The following is a 19,662-nucleotide window of genomic DNA, read 5'->3' as shown; positions in this document are numbered from 1 at the left end:
CAATAGTACCCCGTGCATGGTGATAGGAGATGAGGACAAGGACATGAAGACGTCCAAGACAGTACGCTGTATGTCATTTTTGTTCATGTTCATCCTGCTGTTCTTGACGACCGGTTGCGCTGATAACTATATCGTGCTCGATCCGAAAGGACCCATTGGTGAACAGCAAAAGGACTTAATGATTTTATCCACGCTTTTAACGTTAATTGTGATTGTTCCTGTACTAATTCTTACTTTTGTCATTGTATGGCGATACCGTGACAGAGAAGGAAGAAAGGCGAAGTACACGCCGAATTGGGAGCACAGCACGAAACTGGAAATCATTTGGTGGGGCATTCCCATCATCATTATTGCGTTAATCGGGATCGTGACTGTTCGGTACACGTATTCTTTGGAGCCATCCAAGCCGTTGGAATCCGAGAAGAAACCGATCACGATTCAAGTGACGAATTTGGATTGGAAGTGGCTGTTCCAATATCCTGAACAAGGCATTGCCACTGTGAACTATGTGCAGTTCCCAGAGGATACGCCAGTACGCTTCGAAGTGACATCTGACGCCCCGATGAATTCATTCTGGATTCCACAGCTTGGCGGTCAGATTTATGCCATGTCCGGGATGTCTATGACTCTTTACCTGCAAGCAGATGAACAGGGTGAGTACATGGGATCTGGTGCGAACTTTACCGGAAAAGAATTTGCGAAGATGTTCTTTACAGCGAATGCGACTTCCCAGGAAGACTTTGATCAATGGGTGAATCAGGTGAAACATACTTCCCCTGAGCTGACGCTGGATGGTTATAAAGAGCTAACCAAACAAGGAACATCGGACGTACGTTATTTCTCCGCTTTCCCTGAAGGTTTGTACGAGATGACTGTGACCAAGTATGCTGCTTCACACAATCATGGCTTATCTACGAGAGTGCAACCGCCAGCGCGGGTGAAAGAATAGTCGGTTGAAATTAAAAGAGGGAGGAGAGGGACAACGATGTGGGAGAGTGTGAAAGAATTCGCCTCTGAATTTTTCGTAACAGGCGATCCACTTATTTACGGTGCGGACGTCAGCATTGTGCTCAGTATCATCGCAATCGTATCGGTGCTGACTTACTTTAAAAAATGGGGATGGCTCTGGCGTGAGTGGCTGACAACTGTCGATCACAAGAAGATCGGTATCATGTACATTCTCGCTTCCGTTCTCATGCTGTTTCGAGGAGGGGTAGATGCTCTCCTGATGCGGGCTCAGCTCGTTATGCCTGAGATGCAGTTTTTGAGTGGGGATCACTACAACCAGATTTTTACGACGCACGGCGTTATCATGATTCTGTTTATGGCGATGCCGCTCATGTTTGGTTTGTTCAATGTCATCGTGCCGCTGCAGCTCGGTGCACGTGACGTAGCTTTTCCGTTTCTGAATGCGCTCAGCTTCTGGCTGTTTTTCTCAGGGGCGATGCTGTTTAACTTGTCCTTCGTTATTGGAGGATCACCGGATGCCGGATGGCTGGCTTACCCGCCGTATTCGGAGCTAGCCTTTAACCCGGGACCGGGTCAGGATTTCTACATTTGGGGGATTCAGATCTCAGGTATCGGTAGTTTGATGACCGGAATTAACTTTATCGTCACGATCTTGAAAGTACGGGCTCCTGGTATGACTCTGATGAAAATGCCGATGTTCTCCTGGTCGGTTTTGTCGAGCTGTATCGCGATTGTTTTCGCATTCCCAATCTTGACTGTGACATTGGCTCTGTTGTTTATTGACCGCTATTTGGGTGGACATTTCTTCACCTTGGATGGCGGCGGTAATCCGATGATGTACATCAATTTGATTTGGATGTGGGGTCACCCGGAAGTTTATATTATCGTTCTGCCAGCATTCGGGATCTTCTCCGAAATCGTTGCGACGTTCTCACGTAAAAAGCTGTTTGGTTACAAATCGATGGTATTCGCGATGATTATCATTAGCGTTCTCTCGTTCCTCGTATGGGCGCACCATTTCTTCACAATGGGCTCCGGGGCGGACGTCAATGCGTTCTTCGCCGTCACGACAATGTTGATTGCGATACCGACGGGTGTGAAAGTGTTTAACTGGCTGTTTACGATGTTCCGAGGAAAAATCACGTTTGAAACGCCGATGCTGTGGATGGTCGGGATTATCCCGAACTTCGTCATCGGAGGGATGACGGGTGTTCTGCTATCTGTAGCACCTGCTGACTTTCAGTATCACAATAGCTATTTCCTCGTTGCGCACTTCCATCAGGTAATCATTGCGGGGGTTGTGTTTGGATTCTTCGCTGGTTTGTACTACTGGTGGCCGAAGATTTTTGGCTTCAAGCTGAATGAGCGTATTGGTCGTTGGGCTTTCTGGCTGTGGAACATCGGGTTCTACCTGTGCTTCATGCCGCAATACGCATTGGGCTTGATGGGAATGACACGTCGCATTTACACGTACGGCTGGGACAAAGGCTGGTTCGAAATGAACCTGGTATCGACAATTGGTGCCGTGATCATGGGTGCTGCCTTCCTTGTTCAAATTTGGGATATTGCGCACAGCATCAAGCACATGAAGAAAGATACAACAGGCGACCCATGGAATGCGCGTACGTTGGAGTGGTCGATTCCTTCTCCAGCTCCGTTCTATAACTTTGCCGTAATGCCGCAGGTCACTTCTCAAGATGATTGGCATGAAAGAAAGCTGCGCATCGAGCAAGGCTTGGAAAAGCCGGCAAAAGTAGAGCTGGAACCGATTCATATGCCGAAAAACTCCGGTATTCCGATTGTGATGTCTATGTTCTGGTTCTTTGTTGGATTCGGTTTGATCTTTGACTGGCTATGGATGGCTGTACCAGGGTTTATCGGTGTGATCGCATGTATGGTTGTTCACTCGTTTAACTACGACACAGACTATTACGTCACGGTAGAAGAAATTAAACGTACAGAGGCTGCAGCAGGGAGGGTGATTTCGTAATGGCTAATGTGAATGCAGGACATCATGATCATCATCCAGACCAAGAGGAATTGCGCACGTTTGCCTTTTGGATCTACCTCATGACGGATGTCATCTTGTTTGCGACCTTGTTTGCGACTTATATCGTACTGCAAGGGAACACGGATGGTGGACCAGGTCCAAAAGATCTTTTTCAGATGAATGGTATTTACGCGAGTACGTTTATTTTGCTGACCAGTAGCTTTACAAGCGGTCTTGCAATTCTCGCTATGAATAAGGGTAATCGTCTTGCTTTGATGAACTGGCTGGGAGTAACCGTATTTCTGGGAGCATCCTTCTTGTTCCTGGAAATTAACGAGTTCATGCACTTGGTAAGTGAAGGCGCAACGATTGGTACGAGTGCATTCCTGTCTGCCTTTTACACATTGGTAGGAACGCATGGCTTGCACGTGGCGCTCGGTATTGGGTGGATGATCATCGTCATCATGCAAATCGCGAAGCGCGGTATTACGCCAGTGACCAAGCGAAAAGTCAACATCATCAGCTTGTTCTGGCACTTCCTTGATGTTGTTTGGATTTTCGTGTTCACCATCGTGTATGTGATGGGGGTGAATTAATTGAGCAAGCAATCTGTACATGGAACGGCAGAACAGCACGGTGGTCATGGCTCGCTGAAATCGTATGTGATCGGTTTCGTCTTGTCGCTTGTATTCACGATCATTCCCATTCTGGCGCTAGAGAACGGTTGGTTGGATAGCGATAAGAGACTCATCATCTATTTAGTAGCGGCTCTGTTCCAGTTTATTGTCCAGTTATTCTTCTTCATGCATTTGAAAGAAGAGGATAAACCGCGTTACAACTTGATGTCGCTCTTACTCGGGCTCTTCATCGTATTCCTCATTGTGATCGGTTCCATCTGGATCATGATGTACAACATGGTTGCCCTATAAGGACCAAATACAATCGGGGGTACCACTCTCACAATGGCTTCGTCCTGCGTGCTAAATAACATTGGGGACTGGCAGCTAGACCAAAAAATGACTCGCACGAAAGACCGGCCACTTGCTTGCGGACGACTGAAATCTCGGGGCGTACTACTGTACGCCCTGATTCTCGGTCTTGCGGGAGAGCAGGTGCTATTTTATAAAGTCAACGCGTTGGTGGGGTGGCTCGGATTATTCGGGATGTTTGTATACGTAGTGTTTTTGGGTGCATGGTAATGGATTCAGCAGGCCGTCCCTTTTTGTAAGGAAAAGTTATTCCCGTAGGAAAGGTAGGGAGTTTTCGTGAAAGCCATCAAGTATCTCATGATAGGTTCGCTGCTCTTGGTAGCAACTGCATGCAGCAGTGGCACCACAGAAGAAGAGACAGCAGTTGCAGATGCAGATAAAAGTGCAATGAAGCTATACAAAAATAATTGCATGAGCTGCCATGGTAACGATTTATCCGGTAGGGTGGGTCCAAGCTTGCAGCAAGTTGGCTCGAAAATGACGGAGGAACAACTCGTTGAAATAATTACGGTCGGCGCAAATGGAATGCCTGGTTATGAAAAAGTGCTTAGCGCAGAGGAAATCGGTCAGTTAGCGAAGTGGCTCTCTGAGAAAAAGGAATAGGAGAGGGGCGTTACAGTGAAAAAAGCAGCATGGTTGGTCTTGCTGAGTATCATGATGGTTCTGGTAACCGCGTGTGGTCCTGCAAGATATGATTACAACTATCCGGTTAATGAATTTGCTTATACGGACCAGGAAGGGAAGCCTTTTTCATCGAAAGATCTGGAAAATAAGGTATGGGTTGCTAACTTTGTCTTTACGTATTGTGGAACCGTTTGTCCTACGATGACAGCAAACATGGCTGAATTGCAGAAAAAAGCAAAAGAAGCTGGCGTTGATGTGGAGTTTGTTTCCTTCTCGGTTGATCCAGAAAGAGATACGCCAGAGGCGTTAAAGTCATATTTGGGTAAATTCAATGCTGACTTCTCCAATTGGCATGCATTGACTGGCTATGGATTTGATGAGATCAAAACGTTTATTCTCAAGTCATTCAAGACTCCGATTGAAAAGGACTCTAATTCCGATCAAATCATCCACGATACGTTTTTATACTTGGTCGATCAAAAAGGAACAGTGGTTAACCGTTATGAAGGAATGACGGACGTGCCTTATGATCAAATTATCGAGGATATAAAATCGTTGCAGGAGTAGGGGAGCTAGTCGGGTACACCGAATAATAGGTAAGCAAGACAGATGCTCTATTTGGGAGGGGATGTAACATGTCAATTCAGCAACATAACGTACGAGTAGCAGTTGTTCAAGCTGCTTCGGTCATAATGGATCGTGATGGAAGTACGGAAAAGGCGGTTTCACTGACATTGGAAGCAGGTGAAAAAGGAGCGAAAATCGTTGTTTTTCCCGAAGCTTTTATCCCTGCGTACCCGAGAGGCCTTACTTTTGGAGCAAAAGTGGGCAGTCGTACCCCAGAAGGGCGTAAAGACTGGTTCCGTTATTGGGACAATTCGATTGTCGTCCCGAGCGAAGAGACAGAGAAGCTCGGGGAGGCAGCCCGCAAGGCTGGCGTGTATATCGTCATTGGCGTGATTGAAAGGGACAATGAAAATAGTGGTGGCACCCTATATTGCTCCGTCTTGTTTTTTGGACCAGATGGTGCGCTGCTCGGCGTGCATCGCAAGCTGAAGCCGACTGCATCCGAACGGTTGATTTGGGGCGAAGGCGACGGAAGCACATTGCCGGTATTTGATACTCCATATGGCAAGCTTGGTGCCTTGATTTGCTGGGAGAATTACATGCCGTTGGCAAGAGCAGCAATGTATGCAAAAGGTGTTCAAATCTATATCGCGCCTACGGCTGATGCGAGAGATGCATGGCAAGCTACTATTCGGCATATCGCATTGGAAGGCAGATGCTTCGTTTTATCCTGCAATCAGTACGTGACCAAAGATATGTATCCGACTGATTTGGCCTGCTACGACGATTTGGTATCTTCACCAGACGAGATGAGCAGAGGTGGAAGTGCCATTGTTGGTCCATTAGGTGACTATATCGTCGAGCCTGTTTTTGGCCGAGAGGAAATTCTCTATGCGGATCTGGATATTCGGGATATCGCTTTGAGTCAATTCGATTTTGATGTCGTCGGACATTACTCGCGGCCCGATGTTTTTCAGCTTCTGGTGAATGAAGAGAAGCAAGAGAATGTGAAGTGGGTTAAATAGTAAAAGACCTCCATTGCTTGATAAAAGCGGTGGAGGTCTTTTTTGTAGTTGCTGTCGTGGGGGGAAGAAGCGCATTTCCAGTCTACGCTTCAACCTACGCCCCGCAAGGGGGGGAGACTGTCCGCTCAGGAAAAAATGGCGGGAGCGCTTCAAACGTGGAAATTTCGAGGAAGTTTTTCATAGGTGAAGCTGAAATTCCCCGCCATTTTTTCCTGAGCTGGGATGGGCTCCAGAGGCGCTTGGACTGGAAATGCGCTTCTTCCTACGTAGCTATGGCAAACACTTGCAGGTGAATCCAAGTAGAAAAATACTGAACCCAAGCGTCCTGTCCTAACATGCAAAACTGTTTAAAAGCCTGAAACAAACAAAAGCTGTACGAAAGTCCTGTCACATGTTTGGAAGGAGACCGCCCGAACGTAGAGAGGATACAGGCGACTGGAAAACATGTGGCAGGGCTTCCCCCGAACACATTCGTTGGTCGACAACTATTACAAAACAGCACTTAACGCAGCTGCAAATTTAGCAACACCCAACGTGATTTCCTCTTCTTTTGGCCGCGCAAATGTAAAGCGGATATAGCCGGAATCTGAACCATACACACTGCCAGGCACGAAAACGACGCCTCTGCGCATGGCTTCTTCAAACAACAGGTTATCATTCACATCCGGGATAATTTTACACCACAAGTGTAAACCACCTTGAGGGACAGTAAAGGATATTTCGTTTGGCAGTTCCTTTTGCAATGCTTCCACAAGCAAATCTCGTCTGTAAAGTAAATGCATGCGTAATCGCTCTAAGTGCGGCAGGAATTTATCGGAATGTAAAAACTGGGCCGCAATTTTTTGGGGAACGACACTCAAGCCAAAATCCATCTGCTGACGGGCATCTGCTAAACGCTCGACAACAGAATGCGGCGCCACCATCCAACCGACTCGTAAACCGGATGCTGCAATTTTGGAAAAGGAACCAATGTAGAGAACGGAACCAAGCTGATCCAACGATTTGAGCGGTAATGGAGGCTTGCCGTCATAGGAAGTGAGACTGAATGGATCGTCCTCCACAATCGGAAGCCCTAGCTCGCTAGCTACATCCAACAGCTGCGCGCGCCGTGCTGGATCAAGACAAATGCCAGTTGGGTTTTGAAAAGTAGGGTTGATAAAGATCATCTTGATCCGATGCTTTTTATATAAGGCCCGTATATCTTCCGGATCGATTCCGTCATTGCTGACAGGCAGGCGGAAGAGACGAAGTCCAGCGGATTGAAACATGGGCAATGAATAGCAATAAGAAGGGTCTTCGATGGCAACCGCATCGCCGGGCGCAAGCAGACATTGTGTGATCAAATGCAGTGACTGCTGTGAACCTGACGTAATGAGAATGGAAGAGTCAGTTGTTTGGACATTACGATATCGGGCCAAATACGAGACCAACTCTTCACGCAATGGCGTAAAGCCTTGAGGATTGTCATATCCCAGATATTCTGTGAAGGGGTTTTCCTTCATCAGAGTACTGATTTCCTTGCCTGGTGAGAGCTGGGAAGACAATTCTCCACTGGCAAAATCGATGAGGCTGCTGTCTTTTTGCAAGGCCTCTCTGATCCGGCGCAGATAGGACAAATTGGGGAGAAATTGACCACCTTCTACATATCGATGCCAGTTGGGTGTATGCTTTGGAGTGGCCTCCCATTTATTTTTACACACACGAGTACCGCTTCCTGTTCTGCTCTCGATGATGCCCAATGCCCGAAGTTCCTCGTACGCTAAAATAACAGTGCTTCGGTTTACTCCTAACTGCTCAGCTAATTTTCTCTCAGAGGGGAGCAGGCTCCCAGGAGGAAACTCTCCATATGAAATTCTGCGTTCAATCTCATCAGCTATTTGGTGGTACAGCGTTTGACTGCTAGACCGATCAGGCTTCCAAATGATAATCACAACCTTGCACATATTCATTGTTTGTTATATGGGGTAAACAATTTCATCATATCATTGTTAGGAAAAGTACATGTGACAAAAGCGTTCCAAACTGTTGAACATGGATGGGTAAAATAATCATAAATTGGATGGTTCCCTTTCTATAGTAAAAGGATATAAAGAAAGGTTAGGTGTGATCTAGTAAGATTAGGTTTCCATGTTGGGGTGATGAATACTCGTGATAATAGAAAAGAGCCACGTTCTTTCGGGAGCGTGGCTCTTTTGTCTTCGATTCATCGTCTTAGATATGCGAGGGGATGACAAATGTCGGATTATTTTGATTCAAAATATCTTCCATGCGCTGTCGTACCGTCTCTTTATAAGAAGGATCAGGCATGATGTAAAAGCGATTGCTTCTAATCGCCAGGAAGGTGAGGTCAGCTACTTCCTGCGGAGAGATTCCTTGCTCGACGCCTGAGCGGATGAATTGGTCAATGGCGGTGCTTATAGGTGATGGGTCTGCGATATCTCCTGGCTTACTGTATTCGGCAGGTCGATTGCGATGAGCGTCACATATTTGCGTTCGTACAAAGCCGGGACATAAGACGGAAACACCGATTTTGGATTGGATTGTTTTCAATTCGTGATAGAGGGATTCTGTCAGGCTGACTAACGCGTGCTTACTAGCGCGATAAATGCTGTTACCTGGTCCAGATTCAAGACCAGCGCGAGAAGCGGTGTTCACGATGTGGCATTCTGTCCCTTGTTGTAGCATCAACGGTACAAAAATACGTGAAGCGTGAATGGCACCCCACAAGTTCACATTCATGACCCATTGCCAATCGGCCAGGGTGCTTTGCCAGATTGTCGTACCTGCGCCAACCCCCGCATTGTTGAATAACAGGTGCACAGCACCGAACGTGTCCATTGTTTTTTGTGCCAGCGTCTGGATATCACTTTCTTTGCCGACGTCGGTTATGACTGTGAGGATGTTTGCACCAGCCGCTGTTAATTCCTGCTCCGCTTTTTGGAGTGCGGCTACCTCCACATCAGCAAGAACAACCTTCATCTGTTCCTCTGCACAGCGTGTTGCCAATGCCCGACCGATTCCACTGGCTGCTCCGGTAATGACTGCTACTTTGTTTGTAAAATGATTCACAACGCACCTCCGAAAGAGATTTTTATAAACGTTTTTATTAATTGTTATGATTATAGTAGATATTTTAACGTATTGTCTATAAAAAATTCGTTGGTTTAGTGTATATGGTGTGCGAATGATTGTTTCAAAAAAAATGCACCCGGTTAAGGGTGCATTTTGATTATTGTACTTTATAAGACTGCAAAATTTCTTGCGCGAGCGGTTTCCATTCTTCCATTTGTTGCTCCGTGCAGTTGAAGGTAGTCATCAGCATTTTGCCATCGAGTTCTGTAAAGAAAATGAGATTGTAAATTTTCGTATCGACGCCAGGAGTCAGCAGTTCGAATACACCAACGTTTTTCCCGTTAATTTGGAGTACCTCGTCTCTATACCAGGTAGCATCTGGGTACATACCGGAAAAAGCTTGTTTCATTGGGTCTTTCATGTCTTTGATGATGCTGTCTTGTACTGGTGTTTCCGTATGGTTAAAGGCGATGTTAATAGAGCCCTTTTCATCGGTATAAATCAAGGATGGGCGATTTTCCATCGGGTATTTTACTTTCGCCATCTCTTCAGTCATGATCGTAAAGCCTTTTGGAATCAGGATTTCTACTTTGTCGTTAAGAACCTTTTTCGCTTCGAGCTTGTCGTTCGTCGGAGCTGTTGGTGCTGGTGTAGCCGAATCAGTTTTTGGCGCTTCTGTCGTTTTTGCGGCCTCTGTCGTTTTTGCGGCCTCTGTTGTTTGTGCTGCATTTTGTTCAGCTGGCTTGGTTTCAGCAGGTTTGTTCGAACAAGCAGAAACAGCCAACATGGAGAGCAGCAAAGCTACGGATACTAGTTTTTTCATCTGAATTGATCCACCTTTTTATACAAAATTGGAAAAGTACGGAATTTCATTTCCGATTCTATCATGGTGTGTATAATACTGGAAATAGATGAGGTTAATTATGAATATTCAAACAAAAGTTATGCTAGCTTACATGCTCAAAGGTCTTAGGACAAAATACACCCATATATTTCGTGTGAAAATGGGTGTATTTTCCTATTTTTTGTACTATCTGTTTCGTATCTTTTCACTCAAATAGCGAACAGCAAATCGGACAAATGCGAAGTTAAATCCCATATAGACGCCAAAATTGTTTAGCTGTGCAACATGCCCGAGCATAACAAAACGATTGAAGCGGGCCTTTTGTCCTTTTGGCACTTGCAGTCTGCCATTAATGCGCAAGGTGCTCCAGCCCCACAGATGGTTGAAGCAGTAATGAAGTGCCTCAGACGACAGATCTACATCACATTCGAGGGGATCGCATGGGAATTCGACTAGCCCGTCTGCCAGAGAGAAGCGAAACGTTTTTTGATAGTCGGATAAATAAAAGGTGACGGGCTTTACGATTGTGAGAAACAGCGAATGATTATCTTCCCGAATTTGTTTCTTGAAGTCCAAGCCAGCGCGGTTGAGCTCGTCCAATTCGATTTTGACCGAAGTAAGAAGAGTAGGAGATGAAGACATATTCTCATAGTCAAGCGAGTAGAGGGAGAGCGCTTTGCTGGGATCGTGATCAGCATGCGGGGTCCACGTATCGCCAGGGTATAAAATAATCGGCTCGGCTTCCGTTTCTTCCTGCAGTAAGCGATACACTTTGTCTACTCGATTGATCGCATCATTCATGTAATAGTTTTCGTCGTGACAAAACCAGGCGAAGCTGGCGAAGGGAATCACATAGAGGGGGTGAAGGACTTCCACCTGTTTTTTCACCCGGGCTAGCTTTTCCATGGCTCGTTTTTTGCGGAGCAGATAGTCTTCCTTGTTCCCCGCCCAGCCCGCATACGAGAATTGCGTCCATAATAGATCGATGTCGCCGACACGGTCAAGGATATCCTTCGCTTCTTGGGTGGTGCTGACCTCGCAATCGTTCAGATTCAGGATGGTCATGTCAGGTGTCCTGATACATAGCCAGGAATCACCTACAGGAAAAGGTCGACACAAGACAGATACATCGTCGGACAGCGAATGCCATTTGTCCGGGGAGAGCTCAATGACTTGCTGAAAGCCAAAAGCACGGCACCATTCGACTACTTTTTTATCTTCTGACTGTTGATAGAGGATTGTGATCCGGTTGCGATACTCCTCGGGTATTTGACGCAGACTCTGTGGATGAAAATGATCGGGATGCTCATGAGAAAACCAAATATGCGTAATCTCGACAAAATCCTCAGGCGTGAAGCGGGTTTTGGTAGCGATTTGCTAAAAGGGATGATCCTGCTGGGGAGGAAAGTGTTACAGGAATTTGAAAAAAATATTTTGTAAGGGATTTGTGTCACAAGCTGTGCATGAGGAGGATCGTAACAAGTGAACAGCAATCAACGAATCGAAAGGATGAACCGATATGAAAAAGCAAGCCCTTGTTACTGTTAGCATGGCAGCACTTCTTCTCTCCGCGGTGTCCCCGTTGGGGATGGCGCAAACACAAACACAAACCAACATGGTAGTCGCTGCGAACAAAGCCCAAGCGATTACTTTAGATCAGCTCGTCAAAGAAATGGACAAAAAGCAGCCTGTCTCCATGTACATAGAATCGACACATACATCGAAGTTCAAGCAAGGTACCAAGACCGAAAAGGCAAAAACATGGGATAACACGATGAAAGGGGAGTGGAGAGAGGAAATCTCAGACGGGAAAAGAGTCCAGCATGCTGTAGGGAAGGCAGGACAGGTGGCTGCGTATCAAGAAGGCGGCAGCGGATTTGTCCACTCCGCAACGATTGGTGCATACGATAATGAAATCAACAAGACGAAGCGGGAGCTGCAACGATTGAAAGTAGCATTGCCGGATTCCAAGGTGGCAATCACCGTGAAGGAAGCACAGCTGTTGGATCGAGCGGTTTATCACGTCGCCAAAAAAGAAGATGCGAAGATAGATGGCAAGTCTCACAACTACCAGGATGACCTGTGGATTGACAAAGAAACAGGGCTGCTACTCAAACGCACATTCACCCACAATCAAGCACAAGCATTTTCGTACACTGTAGACAAGGTGGATTTCCAACCAGTATTTGATGAGAAAATATTCGAAGTAAGCATTCCAGCGGGTGTAGAGCAGCGCAAGTTTTCTCCTGAGGTGGAAAAGGTAATTGCCGAGGTGACGAAGCTGTTCCCAGATACTGCACAGTTTTCCGATTACGATGATTATGGCGTCGAAGGTGACTGGCAGCAACTGAAAATGTTCGAAACGCAAAAACGGGTGTACAGTCCCACTCCTCGCGCAGAGGCATTCGTCGTCATGGATACCCGTACAAACGAATTGAGTAAAGTATTGATTCAAAATCCAGATTGGGTATCGAAAAAGCTTCCTGCTGAGAAGCTGGCAAAAGAAAAAGCAGCCGAATTTCTGAAACAGCTGGTGGGCGATCAGGCTAGCCAGTATAAAGTAGACGCAAAGATCGAGCAGGGCGGTGGCGGCGGCATATACGAAGACTATGAGTATGGCTTTGTGACAGCAGACGTGACGTTCCGTCCAGCCAATGGCAAGGGGATCAAGATTTCTGTGGATCAAGCGGGGCGTATCGTGGGCTTTCAGTATACGGAATAAGACTTAGTATCAACTTGACAGCTGTCGTTTGTGCGATGGCTGTTTTTATGTTTTCTATGCAACAAAGTCGCCATTGCTGGCGACTTTGTCATGTTGAGTGAATAGCCGTTTTTTACCAAATAAAACGTACGATTTCTTCCTTCGCTTGTCTCGTTTTCGCACGGGGCTCATTTTTTCGGTAGCCGAAAGCGACCATGCACGCTACGCCGAAACGCTCTCTGTCGAGGAGTCCCTCCGCTACGAGGATATCCTCGACCTTTTCTTTCACAAAGCCTTCAATCGGGCAGGAATCGATGCCGATCATAGCAGCCGACGTCATCATATTGCCAAGTGCGATGTACGTCTGTCTGGATGCCCATTCGAACATGACTCGCTCGTCGTCAAACAAGGCGAAATCGTTTTTCAGGAAGTGATCGTAAGCAGCTCCTTTTTGCTGTACGACGTTTTCCGGCAAGTCTTGCGTGTTTTTCATTATATGTTGCACATAATCGGAATCAGCGGCCATTTCTTGTTTGGTTCGCGCCAGTACGATTACGAAGTGGCTTGCGGTCGGCAGTTGTTTTTGCGCTCCCCATACTACTGGTAACAGCTTCTCTCTAACAGCTGGATCTTGCACCACGAGGAAGTTCCATGGTTCAAAACCAAAGGAGCTGGGCGACAGGCGTGCCGTCTCCATTATAAAAGCAAAGTCTTCATCGGCAATTTTTTTATTCACATCAAACTCTTTGCACGCATGTCTGAATTGATAGGCTTCGATAATTTGTTCTTTTCGCATGATGTCATCCTTCTTTCGAATATAGTTAGGAAACAGTTGGTAGAAAGCGGGCGATTTCCTCGATGAGGGTCTCTCCCTGTTCCCACGGCACTAAATGTCCGGAGTTGATATCGCAATTGCGATTGAGTAGCCAACGACTATGGATGAGACTGTCCAGCTTCAGTCTTTTTTCACTAGGATCGACGGTTTTACCCGAACTTGTTTTTCCATGACCTACCTCCTTTAAAAGTGTTTTACAAAACTGAGCATACCGAATACACTAAAGAAAAGTAAGTACGCACTTTTTCGGTTAATACTTACGAAAAGGGAAGTGAGTGGGATGAAGAGGCCATCGATGATGTACCTATTAAATGGCAAGGAATATCCTTGCCCGATCGAGCTTGCCGTCTCGGTTTTTGCGGGAAGATGGAAGGTCTCGATCATTTGTCAGCTGCTCAGAGGGAAGAAAAGATACGGAGAGCTAAAGAAAAATATCATCGGTGTGAATCATAAAATGCTGGCAGAACAATTGCGGGAGCTGGAAGAAGCAGGAATCGTCAAGCGTGAGGTATACCCCGTCGTTCCGCCAAAAGTCGAGTACGAGCTGACGGAGCTGGGGCAAGGCTTGGGACCTGTCATTGAGCATTTGCGAGAATGGGGAACGCATTTTCAAACAAAGGCACCTGAAGAGTCTCGATCTACTGGTCACGGCTCATGAATACCGCCACCTGAAAGGGTGGATTTTTTTTGTAACCTCCCTGTGGTTTTTCCGACTATTACATAGGACAAAAAACAAACACAAAATTCCTCGGGAGGGAACAACTGTGAAACATACGAAGAAATTGGCAAGTACGTTATTGATGGCAAGCCTGCTTACGACAACGCCTCTATGGGGGCAAACCCCAACGATGACTGCACAAGCAGCGACTGATCAAGGTCAAGAAGTGAAGCTGTCACCAGCAGCAGAAAAAACACTCCAGACGCTCTACACCATCCAGCCTGAATTGAAGAGCATGGATAAAATGATCTACGGACCGAAAAATGGAGTGTACGAGCTGAGGTTTGACACAGTAGTGGCTCCAGACAAAATGCAGCTGTATGCCAGTGTGAACCTCGATGCAACGACAGGCGCACTGCATAGCTACGAAAACGAACAGGAAATGCAGAAGCAAAACAATAAGCCAACGGAAGAGGTTGCCAAACAAAAATCAGCCGCATTTTTGCAAAAGCTGTTGGGTGACGATTTCAAAAAGTACAAAGCCACCCAGACAACAAAGGGTGAGTGGGATGCGGTCACATACACGCGCCACGAACATGGTGTACCTGTTTTCACAGATCGTTATGTCGTTGGCGTCAACAGTACGAGTGTCATGTACGTGAATACGTTCGAAGGTGCTCCGCTTCGAGCAGCATCTTCCCTGTTTGCCAAGCCGGGAAAGGTATTGTCCCAAGAAGAGGTTACGGGGAAGGTTGCATCGCTTATGGAGCTCACCTATTCGGCGCATAAAAAAGAGACAGGAAAGCCGGCATTGAAATACTCGCTGGAATCGACAGGATACTTGAATGCCGTGACAGGGGAAGAAATCGAGAGTGCTTCTTCCCATAAAACTCGCTACTCTGACGCAATAGCGGTCAAGCCAGGCGGAAAGAGGTTCACAGCCAGCAATGCCGATGAAGCTGCGAAGGTGCTGACAGAGGAGTTCCAAATCAAGATGGATGGAGTCAAGTTAGAGACGGATACGCATACCCCAGCGGAAATGAAAGGGGAAGGGGAAACGATTTACAAGTCCAAGGGAAGAGGCGTCAGTATCACGGTCTATACAAATAATAACGAAGTGACCGGCTTCCAAGTCCGCGGAAAAGCCGAGAGCGCCAGCGCTACACAGCATGGCAACAAACCGGCAAACGCCCAGCTTTCATACGAGCAAGCCAAGGAAAAGGCGGTTCAGTTTTTGCAGCCGTACCTCGACCCTAGTGTGAAAGAGTTGAAGATCGATCAGAACAAGATTATGATGCCTTCTGCTACGGCATACAGCTTCAGCTTTTACGCTCTGCATGACGGTGTGGTTGTGACAGACCAGCAATACCTCGTCAACGTAGACGGACAGACCGGGGAAATCGTGAATTTCATGGACTATTTTACGAAGCCATCTGCTCCTTTCCCGGACAAAAAAATCGCCATCTCCAAAGAAGCAGCCGCAAAGCAGTTTTTGAAAGACCGTCCTGCTGTGCTGGGCTACATGTTCCCTGTTCAGAACGAAAAGGTACAAGCAAAGCCGACTCTGGTTTATTCCATCGACACGGTGTCTTACTTCTTGCTTGATGCGGTAACAGGAGAGTCATTCAAATAATCATATTCGATCCCGCTTCCCATCATGAGGGGCGGGATTCCATCATGTAGACATGTCAATCGCGACAAGAGGAGGAAGCAGCCTTGGATGCTCGAGAAGAGCGAGATCAGCAAGACATATCGGGGATATACAGGATGTATTCCAAAGAAGTCTATCAATATCTCTATCATTTTATCGGAAGTCGAGAAGCAGCAGAGGATTTGACCCAAGAGGTGTTTGTTCGCGTCATTAAATCACTGCACAGGTTCGAGGAGCGCTCGAGCATGCGTACCTGGATTTTACATATTGCCAAGCATGTCGCCATTGATGAATACAGAAAGAAACGGCTGCAAACAATTTTTGCCGGAACATTATTGAAGCTGTTGCCCAGCACAGAGGGTTTGCCGGAAAAAGAGCTGCAGGACAAAGAAGAACGCACTCATTTTGAAAAAGCGCTGCTGCAATTGAAGCCGAAATATCGAAATGTCATTGTATTGCGGGGAATCAGGGAATATACCGTGAAGGAAACGGCGGAAATTCTCGGTTGCACCGAGGCCAAGGTCAAGGTGGATTTTCACCGTGCGATGAAGATGGTAAAAGAAACGGCGTTGCACAACTATGAAAAGGGGGATGTCGTACATGAAATTTCCTAGCGATGAAGAAGTGTTACAGGAATTTCGAAACAGACCGGATGCAGTCCCCCACAGCGAGTTTTTGCACACATTGGAAAGAAAACTGATCGAGGTCGATGAAAAACATCGCAGCAGAGGCAAAATCCGTCGCACGACAGTCCGATTGGGAGTATCCGCTGCGGTTCTGCTCGCGGTCTTTTTGCTTGCGCCGATTTTTACACGTATCATTACCAATCCGGATTCCATCATGACGACTCAGCCAGAAGCACCGCTCGTATTAAAGGGACAGGAGCTAAAGCTTGGGGACGTATCACTCGCAGCCAAACAAACCTTGGAAAAGCTGTTCAATCTCGTCCCAGAACTTAAGACGATAGAGGCAGAAGTTATTGGAAAAGAAGATGGGGTCTATGAGATTATTTTTTATCAAGTGGAGCAAGGAAAAGAACGACGGTACGCGTCTGTCGAGATGATGGCCGCTACGGGGAAAATTAGCAGCTACGATAATGAGATGGCGATAAATGAGGAAGCCCCTCCGCCTACAGAAACGCAAGCGAAGCAAATGTCCGCTGCCTTTTTACAAGTGCTGTTAGGAGACGAATTCAAGCAATACCAAGCGAGTCAAACTAGTGGCAACGAATGGGATGCCGTTACCTATATGCGCTATGAAAATGGGTTACCTGTTTTCTCGGACCGCTACGTTGTTGGCGTCAACAGTAAGGGTGTCACCTATGTAAATACGTTTGAAGGTGCGCCACTTGAAATATCGTCGGAGTCATTTGCCGAACCGGATTCGGTATTGTCCGAAGAAGAGGTCGCAGAGAAAGTCGCGTCACTCATGGAGCTTACCTATTCCGCAAGCGCAAGCCATACTGGACAGCCATCATTGGAGTACTCTCTTCAAACAACTGGATATTTGAATGCCGTGACAGGAGAAGAAGTCTGGGGGGAATCGTCGCATAAGAACCGATACTCTGATCCAATCCCAGTCACGCCAGGAGGCAAGAAGGTCACTGTTCAAACGGAGACGGAAGTGGCGAAGGCTTTGGTAGATCAGTTTCAGATGAAGCTGGACGGATTTAACCTTACCGTAGATGATCGTACCTCAAAAGAGATGAAGGGGGAGCAGAATACGATCTACAAGGCCAAAGAAGGGCGAGGCAGAGTGAACGTCTACTCCCACAACGGGACTATCACGGGCTTCCAGATACAGCGTAGAATAGAGACGGCCAGCTCCACCCAGCATCAGAACAATCCCGTAAATGCCCAGCTTAGCTATGAGGAGGCAAAGGAAAAAGCCGTTCAGTTTTTGCAGCCTTATCTGGACAGCAGTGTGAAGGAATTGAAGATCGATGAGAGCAAGATTGCGATGCCTTTTGCGACGGCGTATAGCTTCAGCTTTTACGCTCTTCATAATGGCGTGGTTGTTTCTGACCAGCATTACCTCGTCAATGTGGATGGGCAAACGGGGGAGATCGTAAATTTCATGGACTATTTTAGCCAGCCGACAGGACCTTTCCCGGATTTGGATTCGGCCATATCGAGGGAAGAAGCAGCCAAGCTATTTTTGCAGAACCATCCAGCAGAATTGGGTTACATACTTCCGATAACGGGTGAGAAGCTGCAACAAAAGCCGCTACTGGTTTATACGATGAACACGATTTCTGGCTTTATGCTGGATGCCGTAACAGGAAAGGTATTCGAGTAAACACATACACTCTCCCGCTTCTCATCATGAGGGGCGGGATTTTTGTTGGCTCGGAGAATGTAAATAGCAATCGATAAGAAGCATGCATTCCATGAATACCCTAGAATAAACAGTAATTCACTGCCCGATAAGGAGGAATTTTTGAATGACGAATGAACATGTCAATCATACTTCACAAGTGGTGCCCGAGCCAGATCCAGCCCTCTCTCGCCTGAACGTTTTTGTAGGGAAATGGATGACAGAAGGACTGATTACGGAAAGTCCGTCAGGGCCAGTCGCGAAGTTGAAGGCAATCGATACATACGAGTGGCTGCCTGGGGGATTTTTTCTGATTCACCATGTAGATGGCATGATGGGTGATAAAGAAGTCAAAACCATTGAGATCATCGGCTATGATGCGTCTAATCAGGTGTACTTCACTCACGCTTATGACAATCAGGGGAGTATGGGTTCCTATTATGCGAATCTTTTGGGCAGAGATTGGACGATCACAGGGAATACCGAACGTTTTTCCGGTAAGTTTAGCGTTGATGGCAAAACACTTATTGGTACCTGGGAATTGTTGGGGAATGATCAGAGTTGGGTGCATTGGATGGATATTCGATTAACGAAGGTAGAGTAAAAAAGTGGAGGATCAGAGAGGGAGCATCAGATGAGGATGCTCCTTTTCACTTGTTGAATTTAATTTTGTTCAAAAATACTTGAATAAAATTAAAATATATATTAATATAATTAAAGAACAGGAGGCGAGGCGATTCATGGAGCGCGACGAAATTCCATCTTGGGTGTTAGCTTTAGACAAGGAGACCCTCGAATTTGTCAGGAAGTTTATCATCAGTTCGGGCTCTCTTAAGGGTATGGCCGATGAGTATGGGGTATCGTACCCGACTGTCAGAGCCAAGCTCGATCGCATCATTAAAAAGATTGAATTACATAGCAAGGAAGCAGAAGTAGAGTTCGTGCAAATGATCAAAAATCTGGTCATCGACGAACGGATGAGTCTGGAGGTAGCCAAGCTCATTATCGAAAAATACAAACAGGAAAGAGATGAGAGCAGATGAGTACAGGGATGACTCAATTTATGGTTGCGGTAGGTATTGTGGGCATTCAAAATGTAATCGGAAGGCTGCTGCCACAGGCTTTTTGGGGAGCTGTTATCCCGGTTAGCTACGTCGGGTATTTGGTCTATGGTTATATGACCGGACTATTTAAAGAGGGCAGTGAGCTTACCATGGTATTGGTAGGCATTGGTGGGATCGTCATTCTATCATTGGCGTGGGCGGAAGGCAGAAGAGCCATGAAGGCGAAGAGGAAGAAAGAGATGGAGAGAATGGAGCTGCTTGATCTTTAACGACTTTGAAAGAATAAACAAATGGCTGCCGATTTTCTCGGCAGCCTAAAGCTCTCCTAGACAAGTCTTTTATAAATCAACGACTGCT

At 46.6% G+C, this 19,662-nt stretch carries 21 protein-coding genes; 16 read left to right on the top strand and 5 right to left on the bottom strand.

Annotated features, from left to right (window positions below; all coding sequences use genetic code 11):
* Positions 1-43 precede the first annotated feature (43 nt).
* The 8 genes from cyoA to AB1L17_RS11190 all read left to right on the top strand — a co-directional run bounded on the left by cyoA (position 44) and on the right by AB1L17_RS11190 (position 6,164).
* Positions 44-949 (top strand): ubiquinol oxidase subunit II, encoded by a 906-nt coding sequence (gene cyoA / locus AB1L17_RS11225; RefSeq protein WP_412844779.1) that lies wholly within the window; start codon positions 44-46, stop codon positions 947-949.
* Positions 950-985: 36 nt separating this feature from the next.
* Positions 986-2,959 carry a cbb3-type cytochrome c oxidase subunit I gene (locus AB1L17_RS11220; RefSeq protein WP_412844780.1) on the top strand — a complete coding sequence of 658 codons (1,974 nt, stop codon included), beginning with the start codon at positions 986-988 and terminating at the stop codon, positions 2,957-2,959.
* Positions 2,959-3,555 (top strand): cytochrome o ubiquinol oxidase subunit III, encoded by a 597-nt coding sequence (cyoC, locus tag AB1L17_RS11215; protein ID WP_412844781.1) that lies wholly within the window; start codon positions 2,959-2,961, stop codon positions 3,553-3,555. The genes AB1L17_RS11220 and cyoC overlap by 1 nt, the downstream gene beginning before the upstream one ends.
* Positions 3,556-3,888: a cytochrome o ubiquinol oxidase subunit IV gene (gene cyoD / locus AB1L17_RS11210; RefSeq protein ID WP_412844782.1), complete on the top strand. Its 333-nt coding sequence runs from the start codon at positions 3,556-3,558 to the stop codon at positions 3,886-3,888.
* 12 nt (positions 3,889-3,900) lie between these two features.
* Positions 3,901-4,158 carry a UbiA family prenyltransferase gene (locus tag AB1L17_RS11205; RefSeq protein WP_412844945.1) on the top strand — a complete coding sequence of 86 codons (258 nt, stop codon included), beginning with the start codon at positions 3,901-3,903 and terminating at the stop codon, positions 4,156-4,158.
* A gap of 66 nt (positions 4,159-4,224) precedes the next feature.
* Positions 4,225-4,551 carry a c-type cytochrome gene (locus AB1L17_RS11200; protein WP_412844783.1) on the top strand — a complete coding sequence of 109 codons (327 nt, stop codon included), beginning with the start codon at positions 4,225-4,227 and terminating at the stop codon, positions 4,549-4,551.
* Positions 4,552-4,566: 15 nt separating this feature from the next.
* Positions 4,567-5,139 carry an SCO family protein gene (locus AB1L17_RS11195; RefSeq protein WP_412844784.1) on the top strand — a complete coding sequence of 191 codons (573 nt, stop codon included), beginning with the start codon at positions 4,567-4,569 and terminating at the stop codon, positions 5,137-5,139.
* Between the two features lie 68 nt (positions 5,140-5,207).
* On the top strand, positions 5,208-6,164 hold the full coding sequence (locus AB1L17_RS11190) for a carbon-nitrogen hydrolase family protein (RefSeq protein WP_412844785.1): 957 nt from the start codon (positions 5,208-5,210) through the stop codon (positions 6,162-6,164).
* Between the two features lie 488 nt (positions 6,165-6,652).
* Here the strand turns inward: AB1L17_RS11190 and pdxR are convergent, their stop codons facing one another.
* From pdxR to AB1L17_RS11170, 4 genes are all read right to left on the bottom strand, one after another.
* Positions 6,653-8,113: a MocR-like pyridoxine biosynthesis transcription factor PdxR gene (gene pdxR / locus AB1L17_RS11185; RefSeq protein ID WP_412844786.1), complete on the bottom strand. Its 1,461-nt coding sequence runs from the start codon at positions 8,111-8,113 to the stop codon at positions 6,653-6,655.
* 262 nt (positions 8,114-8,375) lie between these two features.
* On the bottom strand, positions 8,376-9,233 hold the full coding sequence (locus tag AB1L17_RS11180; protein ID WP_412844787.1) for an SDR family NAD(P)-dependent oxidoreductase: 858 nt from the start codon (positions 9,231-9,233) through the stop codon (positions 8,376-8,378).
* Positions 9,234-9,393: 160 nt separating this feature from the next.
* Entirely contained in the window at positions 9,394-10,059 is a 666-nt protein-coding gene (locus AB1L17_RS11175) for a hypothetical protein (protein WP_412844788.1), read from the bottom strand.
* Positions 10,060-10,266: 207 nt separating this feature from the next.
* Complete coding sequence (locus tag AB1L17_RS11170) at positions 10,267-11,145, bottom strand: hypothetical protein (RefSeq protein ID WP_412844789.1); 879 nt, start codon at positions 11,143-11,145, stop codon at positions 10,267-10,269.
* 454 nt (positions 11,146-11,599) lie between these two features.
* On the opposite strand from AB1L17_RS11170, the gene AB1L17_RS11165 reads away from it, so the two are divergent.
* Positions 11,600-12,802: a hypothetical protein gene (locus AB1L17_RS11165; protein ID WP_412844790.1), complete on the top strand. Its 1,203-nt coding sequence runs from the start codon at positions 11,600-11,602 to the stop codon at positions 12,800-12,802.
* Between the two features lie 112 nt (positions 12,803-12,914).
* On the opposite strand, the gene AB1L17_RS11160 is transcribed toward AB1L17_RS11165, so the two are convergent.
* Entirely contained in the window at positions 12,915-13,577 is a 663-nt protein-coding gene (locus tag AB1L17_RS11160; RefSeq protein WP_412844791.1) for an NAD(P)H-dependent oxidoreductase, read from the bottom strand.
* 334 nt (positions 13,578-13,911) lie between these two features.
* Here AB1L17_RS11160 and AB1L17_RS11155 point away from each other — a divergent pair, with 334 nt between their 5' ends.
* The 7 genes from AB1L17_RS11155 to AB1L17_RS11125 all read left to right on the top strand — a co-directional run bounded on the left by AB1L17_RS11155 (position 13,912) and on the right by AB1L17_RS11125 (position 19,574).
* On the top strand, positions 13,912-14,274 hold the full coding sequence (locus tag AB1L17_RS11155; protein WP_412844792.1) for a winged helix-turn-helix transcriptional regulator: 363 nt from the start codon (positions 13,912-13,914) through the stop codon (positions 14,272-14,274).
* 106 nt (positions 14,275-14,380) lie between these two features.
* A complete protein-coding gene (locus AB1L17_RS11150; protein WP_412844793.1) occupies positions 14,381-15,907 on the top strand; it encodes a YcdB/YcdC domain-containing protein in 1,527 nt (508 codons plus the stop codon).
* A gap of 83 nt (positions 15,908-15,990) precedes the next feature.
* Positions 15,991-16,539: an RNA polymerase sigma factor gene (locus AB1L17_RS11145; RefSeq protein ID WP_412844794.1), complete on the top strand. Its 549-nt coding sequence runs from the start codon at positions 15,991-15,993 to the stop codon at positions 16,537-16,539.
* A complete protein-coding gene (locus AB1L17_RS11140) occupies positions 16,526-18,223 on the top strand; it encodes a YcdB/YcdC domain-containing protein (protein WP_412844795.1) in 1,698 nt (565 codons plus the stop codon). The genes AB1L17_RS11145 and AB1L17_RS11140 overlap by 14 nt, the downstream gene beginning before the upstream one ends.
* A gap of 145 nt (positions 18,224-18,368) precedes the next feature.
* Entirely contained in the window at positions 18,369-18,845 is a 477-nt protein-coding gene (locus tag AB1L17_RS11135) for a DUF1579 family protein (RefSeq protein ID WP_412844796.1), read from the top strand.
* Positions 18,846-18,981: 136 nt separating this feature from the next.
* Positions 18,982-19,284, top strand: coding sequence for a DUF2089 family protein (locus AB1L17_RS11130; RefSeq protein WP_412844797.1), 303 nt, complete (start codon positions 18,982-18,984; stop codon positions 19,282-19,284).
* Positions 19,281-19,574 carry a hypothetical protein gene (locus AB1L17_RS11125; RefSeq protein ID WP_412844798.1) on the top strand — a complete coding sequence of 98 codons (294 nt, stop codon included), beginning with the start codon at positions 19,281-19,283 and terminating at the stop codon, positions 19,572-19,574. The genes AB1L17_RS11130 and AB1L17_RS11125 overlap by 4 nt, the downstream gene beginning before the upstream one ends.
* Positions 19,575-19,662: the final 88 nt, after the last annotated feature.

The sequence above is a fragment of the Brevibacillus jepli genome (genome assembly GCF_047229145.1).
In the GTDB taxonomy this organism is placed as follows: Bacteria; Bacillota; Bacilli; order Brevibacillales; family Brevibacillaceae; genus Brevibacillus.
This window is presented reverse-complemented; position numbering and strand designations above follow the sequence as displayed.